Origin of the sequence: Terribacillus sp. 7520-G, assembly GCF_002271665.1 — a bacterium.
Taxonomy (GTDB): Bacteria; Bacillota; Bacilli; order Bacillales; family Amphibacillaceae; genus Terribacillus.
This window is the reverse complement of sequence record NZ_NQFP01000022.1, coordinates 1-19,018: the sequence shown is the minus strand read 5'-3', so window position 1 is coordinate 19,018 and position 19,018 is coordinate 1. Positions and strand designations below refer to the sequence as shown.

Here is a 19,018-nt window from a genome sequence, read left to right as displayed (position 1 = left end):
ATTTTTTATTAACGCATAAAATTGGAGATATGAAATCGTTACGTTTCTCGTAACGATTTTTTTTATATTTTTATTGACTTCCGATATGGAAACGTCAGATAATACACCAAACTTGTTTCACGTGGAACGGAGGCACTTATGAAGAAAATAGCATTTATAGGCGCTGGTGCCATGGCAGAAGCGCTTGTTAAGGGATTGATCGCAGCGGATCACCTTCCGGCAGAAGGCATCTGGCTGACAAATCATGCTAATGAAGCAAGATTGCAGGAATTGCATACTGCTTATGGAGTATCGGTTACAAGGAATCGTACGGAGCTCCTGGAAGATGCAGATGTCATTATCTTATCGATGAAGCCGAAAGATGCAGAAGCAGCAATGATATATTTGAAAGAAGCGAATCTGAAGCCAGGACAAATTATAGTATCGGTTCTTGCAGGGATTCATACCTCGTTTCTGGAAAGATATCTGCCAGAGGGTCAGCCGGTAGTCCGGGTCATGCCAAATACATCTGCTACCATTCTGGAGGCGGCAACAGCTGTAGCTGCAGGAGTTCACGCCGGCAGTCATGAGATGCAGCTAGTGAGCAGCCTGTTTGAAACCGTCGGGACAGCGGTCCAGGTAGAGGAAGATGACATGGATGCTGTCACCGCCATCTCCGGCAGCGGTCCAGCTTATCTGTATTACATGATGGAAGCGTTGGAGGAAGCGGGTACTCAAGTCGGGTTGGATGAAGCGATTGGTAAACAGTTGTTGATCCAGACGTTTAAAGGAGCAGCAAAGATGCTTGAGCAATCTGATCTCACGCCAGCTCAGCTGCGTGCGAATATCACCAGTGCTGGCGGTACGACAGCAGCAGGCATCGGTGTATTGGAGGAAAAAGACGTCAAAGCCGCAATTCAAGCTTGTGTACAAGCTGCAGCAGCCCGTTCCAAGGAAATGGGGCAGGCATTCACGAAATGAAAAATCCGCCATTGATTAGGCAGTCTAGTCAATGGCGGATTTTTTATTTGGAAGGCTGGCGCGATGTCCATTTACGGGAATGCTGAATGAAATGGCCGACCTTTTCTAAGATAGGTTCGATGGATGTATTCGGATTAAAAAGATCATAGTCTGCTATATTGACTCGCAGTACCGGACAAGCATTGAAATCATTGATCCATTTTTCATAGCGGTTGAACATTTCTTCCCAATAGCTGATAGGCGTTTGCTGTTCCATTTCCCGACCGCGCTGCTTGATGCGGCTGATGATATGATCAAAGGATCCTTCCAAGTAGATCAGCAGATCGGGATGCGGGAAGTATGGTGTCATTACCATGGCATCAAAGAGGGAGCGATATGTCTCATAGTCAACCTTTGACATATTTCCTTCTTCATACGCCATTCGGGCAAAGATGCCAGTATCTTCATAGATGGAACGGTCTTGGATGAAGCCGCCGCCATATTCAAAGATTCTTTTTTGTTCTTTGAAGCGTTCTGCTAAGAAATAAACTTGAAGATGAAAACTCCAGCGTTCAAAATCAGCGTAATATTTATCCAAGTATGGATTTCCATCCACTTTCTCAAAGCTTGTACGGAAATTCAGAGCTTCGGACAAGGCTTGCGTCATAGTCGATTTCCCGACACCGACTGTACCTGCAATAGTGATGACACTATCTGCAGGAATATGATATTTCTCTCTAAGGTTCATGATGATGTTACTCCTTTATCCAAGTGAGAGGAGATCCTGTCACAAATATACTTCCAATCCTGTTCGTTCTTCACAAAATCCAGTTCATCTCCATTCAGGCGAAGCACGGGGATATGCGGGTTCTCTTGTTCGAATCGATCCATGAAGGTGCGATAATCGGATGCCAGTTGCTCTAAGTAATCCGGCTGGATATGCTGTTCCGCCTCCCGGGCACGCATTTCGATCCGTTCCAGCAGCGTCTCCAGGCTGGCATCCAAGTAAATCACCATATTGGGCAGCGGGATGTCTTCGGTCAAAATGGAGAAAATCCTGCTGTATTTATTAAACTCCGGAGCAGCTAGTGTGCGCTGGGCAAAAATCATATTTTTAGCAATATGATAGTCTGCAACCACCGGCTGATCCTGGGAAAGATAGTCCTTGCGAATGTCATTCAGCTGCTTGTACCGATTTGTCAAAAAGAACATTTCCAGCTGGAAGCTCCATTCTTCGATGTTCTCGTAGAATTTACCGAGAAACGGATTTTCTTCCACGATTTCCTTCAGCAGTGCATACTGAAAATGATACGCGATTCGTTTAGCCAATGATGTCTTTCCGACACCGATGGGGCCTTCCACTGCAATAAATGGCAGCTCGTGCATGATGTATCCTCCAAACTCAAAACGTTGTATGGCAAATAAATATAGTTTACCATAGAAGAGTGTCTGCTTCGACATAGTGAAGGAAGAAATCAGTGGAAAATGCGACAGACTTTGCAAGATTTGATGAATCAGGTATAATATAACTTGTCGTGGCTCCGTAGCTCAGGGGATAGAGCATCGGTTTCCTAAACCGTGTGTCGCAAGTTCGAATCTTGCCGGGGCCGTCCGTATATGTAAAGCAAGCCACAGCCTATCAAGGCTGTGGCTTTTTTTAGAACAAATAAACCAGGAAGGGACTGATGATGACCATCAAGATCAAGACTAGGACAGCTGCTGCCCCTTTTTTATTATCGGTCTTGTAAAGAGAGTAACAGAACAGTCCCGTATAGATGGTGATGGAAATGACCATAAGCGCCATATAGAAGTGATACATCAATCCCGCACCTCTCTCAAATCGGATTCCCGCAGGATCTTACCGAACTCCATGCTTTTTACTTTGATGTGCAGTCGGATATTTGCATTTGGATAGATTTTTTTCGACCAATCAGCTTTTTCATAATCCTTGATTGTCAGGAATTTGCTCCTGATATGCAGCGACCAGTAAAAGGGCTCCAGTTTATATTCATCCTGTGTTTTTCTGATTAATTTGCTTGCGCTGTCATGCAATTGTTTTTCAAGTGAATCATGCAGGATTTTCCTGTGGCGAGAATTGAGCATATAGTTTTCTGTGCTTGGAACAGCGGCAATATTCATATGCACATTGACAAATACATCAATATTTGTCTTGTTATCGGGCTTATAGTCTATCTTCACTTTCGCTTTGGCGACTTGTACACGGGCAGTTATTCCAAAGTCAGGCCTTAGCGGATCTTGGTAGGTTGCTATGATTTCTTCCAGAGGCTGCGTCTTATCAAACATCAGGCAAAAACGTGTTTCTTCCCCTGTCAAGGTATCGATCATCTGTCCCTCCTTGAATACGGCCGATCCCATGAATTGTGTAGGGTTACTTCCTTTTAATTGAACCTCGCCAGCCTTGAATCGGTCTTCTTCTCCATATTCCTCTTTGGGGTCCTTGTCATTGGTGGCAAAGGGTGCAATGAAGAGATCTGCATCGCCTTCCGTGATCTGAAAGTACCGAACCAGGGGGGCATCGGGAATAACCCCTGTTTCTTTGGCTCGATCCAGCATGAATTGGAAATACTTATGTGGTCGAGTCTCCAATTTCGGTTTATTTTGCTTGATGAAATCCTCGGCTTTCTCCTTGCTGATGACGAGCTGTGCATTGAGTCTCAAATCCACTGTACTTGGTGCGGATTGCATCACATTGATGAATTCCTTTGAACGAGCCAATTCCTGGGAAACGATGACGACCCGGGCTTGATCCAAGGTTATCGCTTTTGCCACGGATGCATTGGCAGCGCTCATGGCAGAAAAAAAGTTTGAACCTAATACACTGACTATCTCTTGAGGCGGCTCTGTAGTGGATGAATTTGCGACGGAGCTGCCTACTTCAGGGTTGGACATTTCAAATGTGAAACGAAAGATTTTGTCTTTGTCTGTCTTATCGATCCCAACGCTGATGACGTAGGCCTGCTCTTCCAATTCCTTACGGTCGTAACAGCCTCCGAGAATGATGGTCAGCTGTATTGCTAAGAGGATGAGGATAAGCTTTTTCATGTTTTTCTATCCCTCCAGTAAGATGCTCCCCATAGCAGAAAAGGGAATAAGAAGAAAATAGGCGTCATAAATTGCAGGCTCTTTTCCCTGAAAATCATTTCATTGACGACAAAGCTAGGCGGAATGAGTGAAACCATCATGGCGATGAACCCCATTGGCAGCAGGAGACCTTCAAATCGTTTTATCTCGAAGATGGCTCCGAAAATCCAGCTTAGCAAGTAAAGGAAGATGGTAAATCGAATGAAGTTGGAGAACATCCAGCCGACCATGAAGAAAGTGCTGATATTTGTAAAAAAATGTCTTAAGGAAATGATTTCAGTCGATTCTTGATAAAGAAAAGCTATATTATTGATGGAATTATAATCAAACAGCATCGTATAAATCGCATAGAAGGTGATGATCAGGATAGCGGATAGTCCGCCGCCCCAAAAGATGCCCAGCCGGAAATATTTGGTGTGGTGAAAAGCCGAGTAAGCAATCGTTATCAGGAATATTTCCATAAAGGCAGCCGATTTGGATATGCCTTCCCGAAGGACCGTACCCACACCTCCACCGAATATCGGGAAAATGCGTAATAATTCAGCTGCTCTTATATCCACTATCAATACGGAAATGACTGTAAGCACGATTATAGGGAGCAGTGCCCAGGCCAAGCTTCCGATTGTCTCCAGCCCTTTATGGGCGACAATCAGGCAGATGCCGAGAAAGAGGACATAAATAACGAGCGTTGGCGAATTCGGGAAATATAAATAGTTGATCTCTTCCACCACATTGCGCATATCCGTGAACATGGATAAATAACCGCAGATCATAAGCAGCAATGCAAGGGCGGTTCCGGCTTTCTTTCCAAGCAGGTGGAAGATAAGTTCCACCAGATTATAATTTTCATATTTCTTCAGCAGGGACATGAGAAGCAAAAAGGGACCTAATAAAAAGAGAAAGGAGATTATCGGTGCCAGCCATATGGCATTTTGGGCCTGGTCGGCAAAAAGGGCCGGGGTTGTATCGCCCCCTTTTAAACCGATAAGCAAAAAAATTAACGCCAATAGTTCACGAACACGTAATGGCTTGTTATTTAGTCTCATGATGATAACCTCCTTCTAATATTTATCCCAGTCTTTTGGATTCAGGAATCCAGGTCTCCATTTTTCCTTTTTCAGTATCTTGCGGAAAAACGTATCGCGTGTCGATTTGTTTGTGGGTGTAGCTGGTGCGAAGTAGTTCACGCCAAAGGATGTAATGGATACGACATATGCCGCCCAAATCACTATGGCTCCCAGCAGACTGAGCAATCCGTAAAAACTGGCAGCTACGATGAAAAGGAATCTGGATATCCGCAAGGTATGGTTGATGCTGTAGTTGGCAGCAGCGAACGAGGATAACCCGCTCAGTGCCACAATGATGACAACGATCGGACTGACGATATTTGCTTCGACTGCCGCTTGTCCCAGGATCAACGCCCCGACGATACCGATGGTCGGTCCGAGTGGTGAAGGAATGCGCACACCTGCTTCCCGGATTAATTCGAAGGCTATTTCCATCATTAAAATCTCGAAGATGATCGGCAGCGGGACCCGTTCCCTGCTGGCTGCTATGGCAAGGAGCAAATCGATCGGGATGAGCTGACTATGGTAATTTGTTATGGCTACATAGGTGGCAGAGACAAATAAGGTGATGAAATAGGCGATGGCTCTGATCAATCTGCTGAAATTCCCGAAGGCCCATCGCAGATACCGATCCTCGGGAGAATGGAAGAAAGACCAGATGGTGATCGGTACAATCAGACAGGATGAGGAGTTCTCCATCAAAAGGATCACATAGCCGTCTGCGATGAAGTTAGCCGCATTGTCCGGCCGTTCTGTATACAGAGTCGTAGGAAAAAGAGAGGCAGGCCTTTCCTCCAGGAATTGCTCCAGCACCTCGATATTTCGTACGCTATCGACTGTGATTTCCCTTAGCCGCTTTTTGATATTCTCCAGTATTTCATCGTTTACGAGGTCCCGGGCATAAATAAGGGATACTGGCATGGCGGGTCTTGTGCCAACCTCGATATTTTCGACAATCAAATCTTTGGAGGGGATCTGTTTCCGGAAAATGGATATATTTGTCGGTAGAGACTCCGTGAAGGATTCCTTTGGTCCCCTGACGGTTTTCTCATTTTCTGGTTTTTCGATGTTGCGATGTTTGAAGTTATCGATTTTAGCTTCGAACCCTTCCTTGTCCCCATCTTTAAAGATGATGGCGCTGCCTGTCATAAGGCCCTTCTCTACATCATTCATGTCCTTTACACTGCTGAGATTGGACAATGTGACAATTCGATCGACGGATACGTCCTTTTTGGTTTCCATCAATGGCGTTACGATATGGTCATTCAGCTGTTTTGTATCGACTATGGTGGAGTAGTAGAATATATGGTATTTACCAGTAGCTCCCCTTAATTCCCTTGAGACGAAATCGTAATTGATGCCATATAAGTATTGTTTTTCAATATAGTCCACATTTTTTTTCAGGCTCCTGGATATTTCTGTGGTTTTTCGTTTCTCCACAGCCTCTGTCTTCTTTTTCTGCCAAGGAAACACACCGATCACCTCTCTGTTGTTCCGTTAGTGTGTCTAATCAGCCGATATTTTATGAACGGATGACACGATTCGGGCCTATCTTTCGATAATAGAAACAGAATGGGTTGTGAAATTGTGACAGCAACCGCTTTTATCTAGTACAAGGCTGCATAAGGTATCATATGGCAGTCAAAAAAGTAAGGGAGATGGTCGAATGGTGAAGATTTATGTAGACCCAGGACACGGAGGTTCCGATCCGGGAGCGACAGCAAACGGGATTCAGGAGAAGAATGTGGTTTTGGCAATCGGGACATCGATCCGTAATATCCTGCAGCTGGAGTATGAAAATGCAGAGGTTCGCATGTCTCGTACGGGGGATACATTCCCCTCACTTACCCAGCGGACGGATGATGCGAATGCTTGGGGTGCTGATTTCTTCCTGAGTATCCATGTCAATGCTGGGGGCGGCACAGGCTATGAGGATTATATTTATACGACACTATCAGACAGCTCCGAAACAGGAGTGATGCGCGCCCGGATTCACGAAGAAGTGATGAAGCTGAATGGCATGTCAGATCGCGGCATGAAAAAGGCGAATTTCCATGTGCTTCGGGAAACGGCAATGCCTGCTGTGCTGACGGAGAATGGTTTTATCGACAATAGTGCCGACGCAGCAAAGATGAAATCCAATTCATGGATCCAGAATGTGGCGCGAGGGCATGTCAACGGTTTGGAAAGAGCATTGGGTCTGCGAAAAAAATCGGGCTCTGATACAACCTTCCTGATTCGAGTGAAAGTTGCTTCCTTGTACTATTATGATGCGCCGGATTGGAATGCGCGTGCCGGTATAGTAAGCCAAGGGGAAGTGTTCACAGTGGTGGAGACACTTACCGTCAATGGTTCGACGATGTATAAACTGAAGAGCGGAAACTATATAACAGCAAACCCGCAATATGTGGAAATCATCTAACACAAAGATGGCTGCCTAATGGCAGCCATCTTGCGTTAGAAATTTAGGGGAAATCTTTAAATTCATTGTAGCACGAAATTTGACGAATTTGGATACCCATCTTACTTTCCCAAGTTTCCTATAGATTCTTCCGATTTACCTGCTGAAAGGAGAGGCGCTTTCTTATTGACGGTCATGATTTTCTTTTAATTTTCCGGCCGTATCCTGCAGGTTGCCTTTTGCTTTGTCTTTCTTCCCATCTGCTTGCATGCCTTTGTCGTTTTTCGCGTTGCCAATCTGGTCCTTCGCTTCGCCCTTGATCTTGGAAACGGCACCTTTTACTTTTTCACTCAGACTTTGTTTATTTTCAGCCATTTTCAATCCCTCCTTGTATGAAAGTATGAAAGGTTGTCTAAATCTGTTCCCGCTGAAAAAAAAGATAAACTTTCTTGGTTCAGGGTTTAGAATCTGTCAGGGCGGGAATAGTGTTACCAGGTATCCCCCATACCACTAATCTGCTAAGTGTAAGAAAAGACCCGCTCGATGAAAGAGCGGGTCTTTTGCGTTTGCATTCTCCTATATGGTGGAAAACAACCAGCAGGAATGATTAAAGGAGGATGAAAGTGCAGACGCATCAGCTTTATATCAACGGAACCTTTGTTACCTCTGAGTCAGAAGAGACAATTGATATTCTTGACCCGGCTACGGAAGAAGTCATTTCCAATATCCCAAAAGCGACTGAAGAGGAGGTGGAGCGAGCCGTCGAAGGAGCTGCCGCAGCCCAGAAAGGATGGGAGCAGACGCCGGCAATCGAGCGGGCCAGGATTGTACGCCAGCTAGGTGATGAGCTGGAGAAACGAAAGGATGCTTTTGTTTCCTTGCTGCAGGAGGAACAAGGGAAGAATTACGAGCTTGCCACTGGCGAAGTGGATATGGCAATCGATTTCTTCCGCTATACTTCTGAATGGGCCCGCCGGATCGAAGGCGATATCGTCCCTAGTGATCGGCCAAATGAAAATATCCTCATTTTCAAGAAACCGATCGGGGTGGTTGCTGGTATCGTGCCATGGAACTTCCCAGTATTCATTCTGGCACGTAAGGTGGCCCAAGCTTTGACAGCAGGCTGTGCACTTGTATTGAAACCAAGTCAGCAAACACCAAATACAGCATATGAGTTCACCAAGATGGTGGATGAATTGGGCATCGTGCCGGACGGCGTTTATCAGTATGTGACAGGTACAGGATCCGCATTGGGGAATCAGCTCGCTTCTCATCCGAAAGTGGACATGATTTCGATTACCGGCAGCGTGGAAGCAGGAACAAAGGTAATGGAAGCCGGCGCACGGAATATCACCAAGGTCAATCTCGAACTTGGGGGTAAGGCACCTGCCATCGTCACAGCGAATGCCGATCTGGATTTGGCTGTTGAGCAAATCAAAGCATCCCGTCTGCTGAACAATGGCCAGACATGTACGAATGCAGAGCGCGTCTATGTACAGGAAAGCATAGCCGAAGCATTCACAGATAAACTGAAACAAGCATTTGAGCAAGTTTCCTATGGTAATCCCGCTGAGGATCATGATGTAGAAATGGGACCGCTTGTGAGCAAGGATCGACTGGAAACGGTGGAAGAAATGGTGGCGGCAGCTGAAGAAGAAGGCGCTGTCTGTATCATTGGCGGCAAGAGGGCAGATGCAGAAAAAGGCTACTTCTATGAACCGACCATCCTGGCCAACGTACAGCATGACTCCGAAATCATCAAAAATGAAATTTTCGGACCTGTTGTTCCGATCGTTACGTTCACCGACCTGGAAGAAGCAATTGAAATGGGGAACGATACGGAATACGGTCTTTCCTCTTCTGTATATACGGAAGATATTCATGAAGCGTTGAAAGTGATCAACGAGCTGAAGTTCGGGGAAACATATGTCAATCGCGAAAACATGGAAGCCGTGCAAGGGTATCATGCCGGGATCCGTAAATCAGGCCTTGGCGGTACCGACGGCAAGCATGGAATCGAGGATTTCCTCATCACACAAGCAGTGTACATGCAATATAAGAAATAATGCAGGGCACCCGTTATAGGAGCGGGTGCTCATTTTTATGTTTTCGCTTTGTTTGGTAAGGAAAACAAGGTACAATGGAAATAACCTACTTGCTTTGCTGATGCAGACAGAGGCTTTTTTATTCGTATTTATTGTAAACGCTTACAAATTTAAGGGAAGGATGTCGAATCATGAAAATGTTAGCACCTCTCGCCGGAAAGCACAATGTAACGGATTTTGAAGCACTACGTCAGTCGTTTGAGTGGAGTCAGATGGAGCGGGAATTCTCCTGGTTTAATACGGGCAAATTGAATGCTGCTTACGAGGCTGTGGATCGTCATGCGGAAAATCCAGCTAAAGCAGATCAGCTTGCCTTGATTTATCAAAATGGGGAAATAGAAGAGAAGTGGACATTCAAGCAGCTAAAAGAACACAGCAGCCGGGCGGCTAATATGCTGAAGTCGCTTGGCGTCACAAAGGGTGATCGAGTTTTCTTGTTCATGCCCCGCTGTCCTGATTTTTACGCAAGCTTCTTTGGTATTCTCAAAAATGGTGCTGTAGCCGGACCTCTATTCGAGGCTTTCATGGAACAGGCAGTGGAAGATCGGTTGAAGGATAGCAGAGCCAGTGTGTTGATAACCACTGCAGAACTGCTGCCGCGTGTGAAAAGAGATGACCTCCCGGATTTGAAAGAGATCATCGTACTCGGCAGCGAGTCATTTGAGGGGGTGCATGACTACACCGAATTGATGGAGAAAGCATCGCCTGAATTCGAGCCGGTTTGGCTGGATAAAGAAGATGGCATGCTCCTGCATTATACCTCTGGGTCCACTGGCAAGCCCAAAGGTGTCTATCATGCCCATAGGGCGATGATCCAGCATTATGCCACCGGCAAATGGGTTCTTGATTTGCAGGAGGATGATATATATTGGTGTACGGCTGATCCGGGTTGGGTTACAGGAACAAGTTATGGCATATTTGCACCGTGGCTGAATGGGGCGACGAATGTAATTGCCGGCGGACGCTTTACACCAGAGGCTTGGTACAAGATCATCGAACGTCATAAGGTGACGGTTTGGTATACTGCCCCGACTGCATTGCGGAAGCTGGCGGCAGCAGGTGAAGGGGCTGCCCGTGCCAATGATTTGTCCTCGCTTCGTCATGTCCTCAGTGTCGGGGAGCCTCTGAACCCAGAAATCATCTATTGGGCGGAAGAAGTTTACGGCAAACGTGTCCATGATACTTGGTGGATGACCGAAACAGGCGCCATGCTCATCGTCAATCATCCGACACTGCCGATCAAGCCGGGAGCCATGGGCAAACCGATACCCGGGATCGAGGCTGCCATCATCGATGATGCGGGGAATGTACTTCCGCCGCACACAAGCGGAAATCTGGCAGTGAAGGCTGGCTGGCCATCGATGATGAAAACAATCTGGGGCAATCAGGAAAAATTCGATAGTTATTTCATCAAGGGATGGTATGTATCAGGTGATAGCGCCAAAGTGGATGAAGAAGGGTATTTCTGGTTTGAGGGACGTTTGGATGATGTGATCAACACCTCTGGGAAACTGGTCGGACCCTTTGAAGTGGAAAGCAAGCTGATCGAGCATCCGGCAGTTACGGAGGCTGCGGTAATCGGGAAGCCGGATGAAGAACGCGGGGAAATCATCAAGGCCTTCATCACTCTGGATAAGGGACATAAAGATTCCGTGGAGCTGCGGGAAGAAATCCGCTTATTCATTAAAAGAGGATTAAGTGCACATGCTGCTCCAAGGGAAATCGAAGTCGTCACTTCCATACCGAAAACAAGAAGCGGCAAAATCATGCGCCGCCTCTTGCGGGCGAAAGAACTGGGTCTTCCTCTTGGGGATACATCCACTTTGGAGGATTGACAGGTTTAATCCCCGGCTCATGTGGAATCATACATTGTGTGATACTTTTAAAAAGGAGTGTTGGACAATGGCTAAGATTGCTACAGTAATAACGGATTCCTTTGAGGATGTGGAATACACGGATCCAGCCAAAGCGTTCAAGGAAGCTGGTCATGAAGTGACAACAATCGAGATGGAAGCAGGTAAAAGTGTAACCGGTAAGCAAGGGGAAGCGACAGTACCAATCGATAAAGGTATCGATGACGTGAAACCGGAAGATTTCGACGCCCTCTTCATTCCAGGCGGAGGATCACCTGATAATTTGCGTGCGGATGATCGATTCGTGAATTTCGCGAAGCACTTCATGGACGAGAAAAAGCCGGTCTTCGCAATCTGTCATGGTCCGCAGCTGCTGATTACCGCCAAGACACTTGAAGGACGCAAGGCGACAGGCTATAAATCCATTCAGGTGGATATGGAATATGCCGGAGCCACTGTGGAAGACAAGGAAGTTGTCGTTTGTCAGAATCAGCTGGTTACAAGCAGACAGCCGGATGACATTCCAGCATTCATCGACGAATCCTTGAAGCTATTGAAATAAGTATGGATAATCACTCCCGGCGAAATGCCGGGAGTTTTTCATAGGAGGGAGAATATGATCGTTCGAGAAAGTGATGAAGGGAAAACGGTGTTGATTCCCCAGCATGCGCATGCGGCTATTTCCGGGGAAATAGCCAGGCATTGGCGAAAGGATGATCCCGAATCACCGATTCAGCGCCCGGAGGCGATCATGGCAATCGATCAGCATGACAGAGCCTGGATTCCCCTGGATGAAGTTCCAAAACAAAAACCGGATGGGAGCGGATTTTATAGCTTTATTGATTACCCCCTGCCGGATAAACTGCGTGCATATCAGCAAGGCATCATGGAAGTCCGTGAACAATCCCGTTATGCAGCTATTTTATGCAGCCGGCATTATTGCTCCTTTTTTTCGGAAGATACAGATGATGAACGGATTAAAGCATTCCTGGAGCGAGAAGAGGGTTTGCAGCAGACAGATAGGCAGGCGCTAACACCGGCTGAACTAGCTACATTGGATATCGACCAGAAGCTTCTATCCTTTTGTGATAATGTTTCCCTCTATCTGTGCATGAATAAGCCGGGAGTGCCGAAACAAGATGAAGTGAACTGGTTCCGGGATGGCTTCAAGGAACGATTTTCCTTTGCGGATAAGATCGTCGGGGAATGGATATCGACAAACGAGGTCAGGCTGACCCCGTCTCCGCTTGAAGGGCCTGTACGGTTGGCCATTCCGCAATTGATGGCAGCAGGTGATGACTACAGGGAAGAAAAGCTTTGGATAACGGTGATATAAAAAAAGAGCAGTCTTGAACTGCTCTTCAAAGTTTCCTGATAGTGAAGTTATCGGTAAGTAATAGCCAGTTTTGGGGAAAGGAAAGACCGAGCTTCCAATAACTGATACCGCGCAAGTCCAGCTCCTTGATCAAGTCGAATTTTGCCTGGATGGAACGGGCATCCTCAAACCAAACCTCATGCTGTGCACCATCTGCAGCTGTATAGTTGAAAAAAGGTGCTTGTGCTGTTGTGTCGTATTGAATCGCAGCATTATTTTCACGGGCAATCGCGATGGCCCGCTGCGGACTGACTGCCCTGGCATAGTCCCCTCCCGGTTCATAAGGAAGTGTCCAATCATAGCCGTATAAATTTTGACCCAGCACGATCTTGCTGGCAGGCATTTCCGTTAGTGCATATTCCACTACCTCCCGTACATTCGGTAGTGGAGAAACCGCTAATGGCGGCCCGCCGCTGTAACCCCACTCATACGTCATCAAAACGACAAAATCGACTATCTGCCCATGTGCAGCATAATCATGTGCTTCGTACCATTGTCCTTGCTGGGTCGCGCTCGTCTTCGGCGCCACTGCTGTCGAAACACGCAGTCCCTGCGGGTGAAATCTGGCCACGGCCCGTCTGAGGAAGTTATTATAGTCCTCCCGATTTTCCGGAGGCAGGAATTCAATATCGAAGTGCACCTCACGAAATCCAACATCCCTGGCAGTATTGATGATATTTGTGAACAAACGGTCCTGGACCGAAGTGACGGTGACGATCCGAGCCCCCAGCTCGGCGCTGAACTCTCCGTTTTCGATGGTTGAGACAGCCAGGCTCAGAGTAGTGTTATTGTTTTGGGCTATCGAGGCAAATTCATTCAAGGGAGGGGCAGTGAGATTTCCTTCCCGATCCACTTGATAGCTGAATGGCATCAGGTAAGTGAGATATGGGGCGCGTTGTCTTGCTGCATTCTCCAAAGCCTGGGAGACGGTATTTCCAGACGGCTCGATATAAGCATTCGACTCAATCTGTCTTTTTGGTCTGGCTGGCAGATATAGACGCTGACCTGGCTGCAAGATTGCCGAGGCCGGGATATTATTGATGCGGGCGAGCTCAGCAACCGATAAATCATTTCTGCTGGCAATGGCGTAAAGACTGTCCCCTGCTTGGACATAATAGAATGAGCCGATGATCGGAATCACCAGTGTCTGACCAACGACAAGATCATCCGGAGCTTCCAATTCGTTTGCGGTAATCAATTCCCGACTTGTAGTGCCATAACGGCTTGCGATGCCAGCCAGTGTATCACCGGCCCGCACGGTATATATTTGCAAAACGACTCCTCCTTTAAAAAGCCTCTGTAGAAAGGCTATGCTCGGAGGAGCCATCCTATGTCAAATTGGATCTATATTGGCGCTGAGGGTCATTTCTATGACACGCAGGGCGTCGTCATTTTGATTTTTCGTATTGGATGCTACACAGTTCTTTGGCACATCCAGCTCGAATTCCCGCATATGGGCGTCATTGGCTGAGAAGATGACGCAGATATTCCCGGCGATGCCTGCCAGAATGACGTGATTGCAATGGAGCTCTTTCAAAAGGGAGGGCAGCGATGTCTGGAAGAAGGCAGAATGCTTCGGCTTCAACAGAAAGTAATCATCTTCAGTTGGCATCATCGAGTCGATGATTTCTTTATTGTCCTCATTCCTGCAATAATCAGCTATTTTTTTGAAGTTGTCCTGCCAAATCCCATAGTGATCATTTACGAAGATGACAGGCCAGTCATTCTCCTTGGCCTTTTGTCGCAGCTTTTTCCAGTTAGGAAGGATTTTTTTCGTATTCTCCAGCAGCTTATCACCGTCGGGGAAGTCGAAATTGTTGAATACATCTATAAACAAGACAGCTTTTTTATCACTCATGATGATTCCCCTTTACTTCGTAGTAGGAAGCTTCTTATACTTATACATTATCAACTTTGCGTGATTTGAAACCTTTGGATAGAAATGTGGGAGATAGAAATGACAACCGATGCTTATTGGATGGAGCAAGCGATACAAGAAGCAAGACGTGCCGAGCATCTCGGAGAAGTACCGATAGGAGCAATAATCGTGAAGGATGGAGAGATCATCGCTTCGGGATTCAATCTCAGGGAGACGACCCAGCAGGCGCATTCCCATGCAGAAATGCATGCCATCCAGGCTGCCAATGAAAAAATCGGCAGCTGGAGGCTGGAGGATTGCGATCTGTACGTGACCCTTGAGCCGTGTCCGATGTGCGCAGGAGCCATTATCCAATCACGGATCCGCCGTGTCATATTCGGTGCCTATGATCCTAAAGCAGGCTGCGCGGGCACTTTATATAATTTACTGGAAGACGAGCGGTTTAATCATCAAACAGAAGTGACAGGCGGTGTGCTGCAGGAGGAATGCGGTTGGCTGCTGACGTCATTCTTCCGGGAATTGCGGAAACGGAAATCAGCCGAAAACAGCCGGGATTGATTTTTTTTCGTAAACAAGCTATACTATAAAGTGCGCTATCGAAGCGCCTAACTTTATTCACAACTTAGCCGTGCTAAGCGGGGAGGTAGCGGTGCCCTGTACTCGCAATCCGCTGTAGCGAGGCCGAATTCCCACCCGAGGTAATACGGCTTTAAGGTCTGCCATAAGGAATTGGTGCTGACACCCGGGTCCTGCGCAACAGGAACCTGTGAACCCTGTCAGGTCCGGAAGGAAGCAGCAGTAAGCAGTTCCTCCTGTGTGCCGCGGGGAAGCCTGGGTCGAGCCATGAACTTATGTAACGCTTAGATCCGTATTATCGACGGTGGGTGCACGGCGCTTAACCAATAAACAATCAGAGTCCTTGCCATTTGGTAAGGGCTCTTTTTATACATGTAGTATCCATAACTTAATTCCGTTATAATGAGGAAAGAATGAAAAAAGGAGCGCGGCGTGATGAGTTATCAAGCGTTATACCGTGTCTGGAGGCCGAAGACATTTGCTGATGTAGTAGGCCAGGAGCCGATTATCCGTACATTGAAGAATGCGATCATGCAGGATAAGTTCTCGCATGCCTACTTGTTTTCCGGTCCTCGCGGTACCGGGAAGACAAGTGCTGCGAAGATATTTGCCAAGACCATCAACTGTGAGCATGCGCCCGTGGAAGAAGCATGCGGGGAGTGCTCTGCTTGCAGGGGTATCCAGGATGGTTCGATTGCGGATGTGATCGAAATCGATGCAGCGTCCAATAACGGTGTCGAACAGATACGTGATATCCGGGACAAAGTGAAATATGCTCCTAGTGCGGTCAAATATAAAGTGTATATCATCGATGAAGTGCATATGCTCTCGATCGGGGCATTCAATGCACTTCTCAAGACGTTGGAAGAGCCGCCGAAACATGTGGTCTTCATTTTGGCGACGACAGAGCCGCATAAGATTCCGCTGACGATCATCTCGCGCTGTCAGCGTTTTGATTTCAAGCGAATCAACCAGCAAGCAATGGTAAACAGGATGAAGGAAATCCTTGAGAAGGAACAGATCACTGTTTCCGAAGATGCCGTGGAGTCAGTCGCTCTTGCAGCAGAAGGCGGGATGCGTGATGCACTCAGCCTGCTCGATCAAGCTATTTCCTATAGTGAAGATGTCGTGGAACTGGAGGATGTGCTTGCTGTCACCGGAGCCGTTTCACAGGATAGACTTACCGAGGTCATCCGGGCTTGCGCAAGACAAGATGTCCAAACAGCCCTTGAACAAGTCGATCTGCTGATACAGGATGGGAAAGACCCAGGACGGTTCGTTTTTGACCTTATCTATTACTTGCGGGATTTGCTTATGTTTCAAAGTGCCCCTGGCATGGAAAACATCCTCGAACGTGTATTGGTGGACGATGGTTTCAAGCAGCTGGCGGAGGAAGTGGACGGCGCTTGGATCCAGGACGCCATTGTCGAATTAAATCGCTGCCAGCAGGAAATCAAATGGGCGAACAGTCCGAAAGTATTCGTGGAAATCGCTATTTTGCATATTGCCGATCAAAGTGCTCCTGCAGCCAGTGTGGAAGCCGAGGCTGTACAGCAGCTGACCCGCAAGATTTCACAGCTGGAACAGGAATTGAAGCAATTGAAACAGCAGCCGCAAGCAGCTGCGGCTCCAGCCGAACAGCCCAGACGTCCAGCAAGGACAGGAAGCAAGAACAGCTATCGTATTCCGTTTGAACGTATACGCCAAGTATTATCGGAAGCAACAAAGGATGAGCTGAAGCTTGTGGCCGAGCACTGGGCTAGCTTTATGGATGCCTTGAAGCGGCAAAGCGCCCCCGCTCATGCTACGATTCTCAACAGCAAGCCAAGGGCTGCTTCCCAGAATGCACTCATCATTGGCTTTAAATATGAGATCCACTGTTCACTTGCCTTGGAACACAAAGACACGATAGAATCATTATTAGCAGAACGGATCGGTCATCAAGTTACAGTGATCCCGATTCCGGAGGCGAATTGGACAGAACTGCGGGAAGATTTTCTGAAGAATCAAAAGCAGCAGGATTCGGATGAGGATAAAAAGCAGGAGGAAGACCCGATCATTGCGGAGGCAAGGAAACTGGTCGGGGATGACTTACTCGAAATAAAAGAATGACAATCAATCCAAGGAGGGATTTTTCCATGCGTGGTGGTGGGAATATGAATAATATGATGAAACAAATGCAGAAAATGCAGAAGAAGATGATGCAGGCTCAGGAAGAGCTTTTCGAAATGACTTTCGAAGCGACTGCAGGAGGCGGTGCCGTGAAGGTGATCGCCAATGGTAAGAAGGAAATAACCGATGTAGTCATCCAGGAAGAAGTAGTGGATCCGGATGACGTGGAAATGCTTCAGGATCTGATCATCTCTGCAACGAATGAAGTGCTGAAACAAGTCGATGAAAAATCCAACCAGACAATGGGACAGTTCACAAAAGGGCTACCTGGAGGAATGTTCTAGGAGGCAGCTGAATAGATGTATTATCCCGAACCGATTTCGAAACTGATCGACAGCTTCACTAAATTGCCTGGAATCGGGCCGAAGACGGCCGTGCGCCTTGCCTTTCACGTGCTTAGCATGAAGGAAGATGACGTCATGGATTTCGCGAAGGCTTTAGTGAACGCTAAACGTGAATTGACCCATTGCAGCATTTGCGGTCATATAACCGATCAGGATCCTTGTAGCATTTGTCAGGATGAATCAAGAGATAGCTCTCTCATTTGTGTCGTACAAGATCCAAAAGATGTCATCGCCATGGAGAAGATGCGGGAATTCAATGGGAAGTACCATGTATTGCATGGTGCGATTTCTCCCATGGATGGCATCGGACCTGAGGACATCAATGTGCCGTCATTATTGAATCGTCTAAAGGATGAAGAAGTGAAGGAATTGATCCTGGCTACCAATCCGAACATAGAAGGCGAAGCGACGGCGATGTATATATCCAAGCTAGTCAAACCATCTGGTATACGGACAACCAGGATTGCACACGGTCTGCCAATGGGTGGGGATCTGGAATATGCAGATGAAGTCACCCTTTCCAAAGCAATGGAAGGCAGAAGAGAACTGTAAAGCAGGTGAGATAATGGCTGGCAGAAAATTGAAGAAGTCCGATGTGGATAAAGAGTTGTTAGAGGCTATATTCAAGATGAAAAATGATTGGATGAGCATCCGATCCATCATAGAAAGAAGTGTCGATGCAAGTGAAATGGGACAGTATGATTTACAAGTGGCACAAGCCAAGTATTTATTCATGCTCCGTGAAGCAAGACACCGTAATTTGAACGCATTGCGTACTTGACGCAATGCGTGTTCTTTTTTTTTGTCCGTATTCATAGTGTAGAAAGCAGGACAAGTTAAAGGAGAGATGGATTATGTCGTATGCTATCATCGGAGTGCTTTTGGCAGCAGTGGTTGTCTTACTTATCTCAGGAACTTCCGGGAAGCTGTTCAGCTTAATGATCAAAGGTTCGATCAGAGTGGTGCTGGGTGTCTTTCTATTATTTTTATTTAATGTAGTAGGTGCGCTTGCTGGTCTTCATATCCCGATCAATGCAGCAACTGCGGTCTTGGCAGGTCTATTGGGAATTCCAGGGATTGCATCATTGGCTGCAATTCAATATTTTTTAGTATAAAGTCTTGCATTATATCCATAAACGTGATAAATTATTCAAGTCGCTTCGGAACGGAGTAGACAGCAAGAAAAAAACATGTTGACAACGAGA

21 protein-coding genes, 1 tRNA gene and 1 other RNA gene are annotated in these 19,018 nt (G+C 46.8%); 14 read left to right on the top strand and 9 right to left on the bottom strand.

What is annotated here, in order from left to right; genetic code table 11:
- Positions 1 to 138: 138 nt before the first annotated feature.
- Positions 139 to 960, top strand: a complete 822-nt coding sequence (gene proC, locus CHH53_RS08510; RefSeq protein WP_233134962.1) for a pyrroline-5-carboxylate reductase — start codon at positions 139 to 141, stop codon at positions 958 to 960.
- Between the two features lie 43 nt (positions 961 to 1,003).
- Here the strand turns inward: proC and CHH53_RS08505 are convergent, their stop codons facing one another.
- Both CHH53_RS08505 and CHH53_RS08500 read right to left on the bottom strand, forming a co-directional pair.
- Positions 1,004 to 1,687 carry a deoxynucleoside kinase gene (locus CHH53_RS08505; RefSeq protein WP_095215698.1) on the bottom strand — a complete coding sequence of 228 codons (684 nt, stop codon included), beginning with the start codon at positions 1,685 to 1,687 and terminating at the stop codon, positions 1,004 to 1,006.
- On the bottom strand, positions 1,684 to 2,325 hold the full coding sequence (locus CHH53_RS08500) for a deoxynucleoside kinase (RefSeq protein ID WP_095215697.1): 642 nt from the start codon (positions 2,323 to 2,325) through the stop codon (positions 1,684 to 1,686). The genes CHH53_RS08505 and CHH53_RS08500 overlap by 4 nt, the downstream gene beginning before the upstream one ends.
- Before the next feature lie 151 nt (positions 2,326 to 2,476).
- On the opposite strand from CHH53_RS08500, the gene CHH53_RS08495 reads away from it, so the two are divergent.
- Positions 2,477 to 2,549 (top strand) — tRNA-Arg (locus tag CHH53_RS08495).
- 47 nt (positions 2,550 to 2,596) lie between these two features.
- Here the strand turns inward: CHH53_RS08495 and CHH53_RS17315 are convergent.
- The 4 genes from CHH53_RS17315 to CHH53_RS08480 are packed head-to-tail and all read right to left on the bottom strand — an operon-like array spanning position 2,597 to position 6,500.
- Positions 2,597 to 2,758, bottom strand: a complete 162-nt coding sequence (locus CHH53_RS17315; RefSeq protein WP_158221516.1) for a hypothetical protein — start codon at positions 2,756 to 2,758, stop codon at positions 2,597 to 2,599.
- The gene (locus tag CHH53_RS08490) at positions 2,758 to 4,002 is read right to left on the bottom strand and encodes a Ger(x)C family spore germination protein (protein ID WP_095215696.1); all 1,245 of its coding nucleotides are present in this window, start codon (positions 4,000 to 4,002) and stop codon (positions 2,758 to 2,760) included. Before CHH53_RS08490 ends, CHH53_RS17315 begins: the two co-directional genes overlap by 1 nt.
- Positions 3,999 to 5,087 carry a GerAB/ArcD/ProY family transporter gene (locus tag CHH53_RS08485; RefSeq protein WP_095215695.1) on the bottom strand — a complete coding sequence of 363 codons (1,089 nt, stop codon included), beginning with the start codon at positions 5,085 to 5,087 and terminating at the stop codon, positions 3,999 to 4,001. The genes CHH53_RS08490 and CHH53_RS08485 overlap by 4 nt, the downstream gene beginning before the upstream one ends.
- 15 nt (positions 5,088 to 5,102) lie before the next feature.
- On the bottom strand, positions 5,103 to 6,500 hold the full coding sequence (locus CHH53_RS08480; RefSeq protein ID WP_233134959.1) for a spore germination protein: 1,398 nt from the start codon (positions 6,498 to 6,500) through the stop codon (positions 5,103 to 5,105).
- Between the two features lie 274 nt (positions 6,501 to 6,774).
- On the opposite strand from CHH53_RS08480, the gene CHH53_RS08475 reads away from it, so the two are divergent.
- Positions 6,775 to 7,530, top strand: coding sequence for an N-acetylmuramoyl-L-alanine amidase (locus CHH53_RS08475; RefSeq protein ID WP_095215694.1), 756 nt, complete (start codon positions 6,775 to 6,777; stop codon positions 7,528 to 7,530).
- 162 nt (positions 7,531 to 7,692) lie between these two features.
- Here CHH53_RS08475 and CHH53_RS08470 read toward each other — a convergent pair whose 3' ends face one another.
- A complete protein-coding gene (locus CHH53_RS08470) occupies positions 7,693 to 7,884 on the bottom strand; it encodes a CsbD family protein (RefSeq protein ID WP_095215693.1) in 192 nt (63 codons plus the stop codon).
- Positions 7,885 to 8,132: 248 nt separating this feature from the next.
- Between CHH53_RS08470 and aldA the strand changes: the two genes are divergently transcribed.
- From aldA to CHH53_RS08450, 4 genes are all read left to right on the top strand, one after another.
- Positions 8,133 to 9,575 carry an aldehyde dehydrogenase gene (aldA, locus tag CHH53_RS08465; RefSeq protein ID WP_095215699.1) on the top strand — a complete coding sequence of 481 codons (1,443 nt, stop codon included), beginning with the start codon at positions 8,133 to 8,135 and terminating at the stop codon, positions 9,573 to 9,575.
- Positions 9,576 to 9,745: 170 nt separating this feature from the next.
- Entirely contained in the window at positions 9,746 to 11,449 is a 1,704-nt protein-coding gene (acsA, locus tag CHH53_RS08460; protein ID WP_095215692.1) for an acetate--CoA ligase, read from the top strand.
- A 67-nt stretch (positions 11,450 to 11,516) separates the two neighbouring features.
- Positions 11,517 to 12,029 carry a type 1 glutamine amidotransferase domain-containing protein gene (locus CHH53_RS08455; protein ID WP_095215691.1) on the top strand — a complete coding sequence of 171 codons (513 nt, stop codon included), beginning with the start codon at positions 11,517 to 11,519 and terminating at the stop codon, positions 12,027 to 12,029.
- 54 nt (positions 12,030 to 12,083) lie between these two features.
- Entirely contained in the window at positions 12,084 to 12,803 is a 720-nt protein-coding gene (locus CHH53_RS08450; protein WP_158221515.1) for a DUF3891 family protein, read from the top strand.
- A 25-nt stretch (positions 12,804 to 12,828) separates the two neighbouring features.
- On the opposite strand, the gene CHH53_RS08445 is transcribed toward CHH53_RS08450, so the two are convergent.
- Together CHH53_RS08445 and CHH53_RS08440 are read right to left on the bottom strand one after the other, a co-directional pair.
- The gene (locus CHH53_RS08445; protein WP_233134958.1) at positions 12,829 to 14,115 is read right to left on the bottom strand and encodes a LysM peptidoglycan-binding domain-containing protein; all 1,287 of its coding nucleotides are present in this window, start codon (positions 14,113 to 14,115) and stop codon (positions 12,829 to 12,831) included.
- 60 nt (positions 14,116 to 14,175) lie between these two features.
- Positions 14,176 to 14,700: a cysteine hydrolase family protein gene (locus CHH53_RS08440; protein ID WP_095215688.1), complete on the bottom strand. Its 525-nt coding sequence runs from the start codon at positions 14,698 to 14,700 to the stop codon at positions 14,176 to 14,178.
- A 99-nt stretch (positions 14,701 to 14,799) separates the two neighbouring features.
- On the opposite strand from CHH53_RS08440, the gene tadA reads away from it, so the two are divergent.
- The 7 genes from tadA to CHH53_RS08405 all read left to right on the top strand — a co-directional run bounded on the left by tadA (position 14,800) and on the right by CHH53_RS08405 (position 18,928).
- Positions 14,800 to 15,279, top strand: coding sequence for a tRNA adenosine(34) deaminase TadA (tadA, locus tag CHH53_RS08435; RefSeq protein ID WP_095215687.1), 480 nt, complete (start codon positions 14,800 to 14,802; stop codon positions 15,277 to 15,279).
- Between the two features lie 68 nt (positions 15,280 to 15,347).
- Positions 15,348 to 15,613: signal recognition particle sRNA large type (gene ffs, locus CHH53_RS08430), an RNA gene on the top strand.
- A gap of 119 nt (positions 15,614 to 15,732) precedes the next feature.
- Positions 15,733 to 17,409, top strand: coding sequence for a DNA polymerase III subunit gamma/tau (gene dnaX / locus CHH53_RS08425; protein WP_095215686.1), 1,677 nt, complete (start codon positions 15,733 to 15,735; stop codon positions 17,407 to 17,409).
- A gap of 26 nt (positions 17,410 to 17,435) precedes the next feature.
- Positions 17,436 to 17,753: a YbaB/EbfC family nucleoid-associated protein gene (locus CHH53_RS08420; RefSeq protein WP_095215685.1), complete on the top strand. Its 318-nt coding sequence runs from the start codon at positions 17,436 to 17,438 to the stop codon at positions 17,751 to 17,753.
- A 15-nt stretch (positions 17,754 to 17,768) separates the two neighbouring features.
- Complete coding sequence (gene recR / locus CHH53_RS08415) at positions 17,769 to 18,365, top strand: recombination mediator RecR (protein WP_095215684.1); 597 nt, start codon at positions 17,769 to 17,771, stop codon at positions 18,363 to 18,365.
- A 13-nt stretch (positions 18,366 to 18,378) separates the two neighbouring features.
- Positions 18,379 to 18,594: a YaaL family protein gene (locus CHH53_RS08410; RefSeq protein ID WP_095215683.1), complete on the top strand. Its 216-nt coding sequence runs from the start codon at positions 18,379 to 18,381 to the stop codon at positions 18,592 to 18,594.
- Between the two features lie 73 nt (positions 18,595 to 18,667).
- Positions 18,668 to 18,928: a pro-sigmaK processing inhibitor BofA family protein gene (locus CHH53_RS08405; RefSeq protein ID WP_095215682.1), complete on the top strand. Its 261-nt coding sequence runs from the start codon at positions 18,668 to 18,670 to the stop codon at positions 18,926 to 18,928.
- The last annotated feature ends 90 nt before the right edge of the window (positions 18,929 to 19,018 follow it).